Below are 2,090 nucleotides of genomic sequence, written 5' to 3'. Positions count from 1 at the left end.
AAATGGTGCTGCCCGGCGACAACGTGTCGATGGAAGTCAAGCTCATTGCCCCCATCGCCATGGAAGAAGGCCTGCGTTTCGCCATTCGCGAAGGCGGCCGTACCGTGGGCGCCGGTGTCGTAGCTAAAATCACCAAGTAAGCCTTGCACTCAGGCGGGAAGAATTCTTCCCGCCGATTTCGTTCTTTAGGAAACACCATGAAAAACCAGAAAATCCGCATTCGTCTGAAAGCGTTCGACTACAAGCTGATCGATCAGTCGGCAGCTGAAATCGTTGACACCGCCAAGCGCACCGGCGCCGTGGTTCGTGGCCCTGTGCCACTGCCCACCCGCATTCGCCGCTACGACGTCCTGAGCTCGCCTCACGTCAACAAGACCGCACGCGATCAATTCGAAATGCGTACGCACCAGCGTCTTATGGACATCGTCGACCCTACCGACAAAACCGTGGACGCATTGATGCGCCTGGATTTGCCCGCCGGTGTCGACGTCGAAATCGCACTGCAGTAATCGTTGTAGTCAGTATTGCTTGGTCAAGCTGCTATGCAGCGAAGCCGGCCGACAAAGCCCTCTTCGGAGGGCTTTGTCGCGTCTAAAAAGGGAACCGCGCCATGACGCTGGCCTTCATCAATGATCCGTTGTTCTACATGGTGGCCGTGCCTGCTGTCTTGATTGTGGGTATCGGCAAGGGCGGGTTTGCCGGAGGGCTGGGCATTCTGGCGGTGCCCATGCTTGCTCTGGTGTCTTCGCCTATTCAGGCGGCGGGCATTATGTTGCCGATACTGTGCGTCATGGATGTCACGGGTGTGCGTGCGTGGTTGCGCCGCTGGGATCGGGCCCTGATGGTGCGCTTGCTGCCCCCGGCCGTACTGGGCATTTTGGTGGGGGCACTTACTTTCCGCTACGTCAGCGATGCTTTTCTTGAGGTACTGATAGGCGCGATGGCATTGGTATTTTCGTTGCGGTACTGGTTGGGCGGCCGTGTGCGCCTGGCCCCGAGCCTGCCAGACAAGCCGGCATACTGGTTGTGGTCGGGGCTGTCGGGCTATACCAGTTTTGTCGCCCACGCGGGCGGGCCGCCACTGATGATCTATCTTCTGCCCAAGAACATGGACAAGAGCCTGTTCGTTGGTACGGTCACTATCTATTTTGCCGTGGTCAACTATGTAAAACTGATTCCTTATTCGATACTGGGTCAGTTGAACGCCGAGAACCTGGGCACATCACTGCTGCTGGCCCCCGTTGCAGTCATCGGCGTCAAGCTGGGTGTGTGGATGCATGATCGGGTCAACGCGGTTCTGTTCAATCGCTTAATGTATCTGTTCCTGTTCTTTACCGGGGCAAAGCTCCTTTGGGATGGTCTGGGGACGTTGGCTTAACGGGTTGCGCCATTAAAATAGATGCCGGTATCCAATGCTGAACGAGCTGCGTTTGGTATTGGGCTCGGCGTTATTCGGATCGTTGAAATCAGCCACCGAAATACCCCGTACCCGGGCATGATCGGCTTCGGCATAAATAAAGGTTCGTTTCGACAAGGCGTACTGCGCGCGCACCGCAAAGGCGTTACGATGCCCACTGCCGTTGGCTTTGCTTCGGTTGTAATACACCGAACCGAACAGTGTCGTTCGAGGGCTGACCGGGTGCACAACGCCCAAAGAGTAAAGCTGGTCTTTTTTGTCGAGGCCGCCTTGCGCCCGAGACTGCAAAGTATAGGCGTGTACAGAGGTGCCGCTGTTAAAGGTGTATCGCAGCGCCAGCAGCGAGGCCCTTAGTTCGGTGTCGGCGGTATGGTCGGTTTCGTGGGCCAGCGCAATGTCCAGCCCCCCCACCGGCACAATTGCCATGACGCTGTGCGAATTTTTTACGCCTCGCTCATTGGTCTGGTACATAAAGCCGACTTCAATCTGATTGACTCTGCCCAGATACCGTATGGCGTTGTCGCGGCGCAGTGTGTACTGGGTGCCCGAATACCAGCCCAATTCGGCGTAGTTGCTAACCCATAAGGCATCGTAAGCGCGCATCGACAAAATGTCGTGAATCAGTGTGTAGTGACGGCCGGCGCTTACACGGCCCCAACTGCCGCCCAGGCCT

4 protein-coding genes are annotated in these 2,090 nt (G+C 56.9%); 3 read left to right on the top strand and 1 reads right to left on the bottom strand.

Translation table 11 applies throughout. From position 1 onward, the window contains the following. The 3 genes from VL003_RS01225 to VL003_RS01215 all read left to right on the top strand — a co-directional run. The coding region (locus tag VL003_RS01225; RefSeq protein WP_487047241.1) for an EF-Tu C-terminal domain-related protein at positions 1-140 on the top strand (140 nt) is incomplete at its 5' end. Positions 141-197: 57 nt separating this feature from the next. Next, complete coding sequence (gene rpsJ, locus VL003_RS01220; protein WP_301117272.1) at positions 198-509, top strand: 30S ribosomal protein S10; 312 nt, start codon at positions 198-200, stop codon at positions 507-509. A 101-nt stretch (positions 510-610) separates the two neighbouring features. Further along, positions 611-1,378, top strand: coding sequence for a sulfite exporter TauE/SafE family protein (locus tag VL003_RS01215; protein ID WP_325438758.1), 768 nt, complete (start codon positions 611-613; stop codon positions 1,376-1,378). 12 nt (positions 1,379-1,390) lie between these two features. On the opposite strand, the gene VL003_RS01210 is transcribed toward VL003_RS01215, so the two are convergent. Beyond that, positions 1,391-2,090: porin (locus VL003_RS01210; RefSeq protein WP_325438756.1), on the bottom strand; the 700-nt coding region annotated here is incomplete at its 5' end.

This window comes from Pusillimonas sp. (genome assembly GCF_035515275.1).
In the GTDB taxonomy this organism is placed as follows: Bacteria; Pseudomonadota; Gammaproteobacteria; order Burkholderiales; family Burkholderiaceae_B; genus Pusillimonas.
This window is presented reverse-complemented; position numbering and strand designations above follow the sequence as displayed.

What these genes read in the sequence shown, in the direction of transcription:
- VL003_RS01215 (WP_325438758.1), top strand. Translation starts at nt 611, where the DNA reads ATGACGCTGGCCTTCATCAATGATCCGTTGTTCTACATGGTGGCCGTG.
- rpsJ (WP_301117272.1), top strand. Translation starts at nt 198, where the DNA reads ATGAAAAACCAGAAAATCCGCATTCGTCTGAAAGCGTTCGACTACAAG.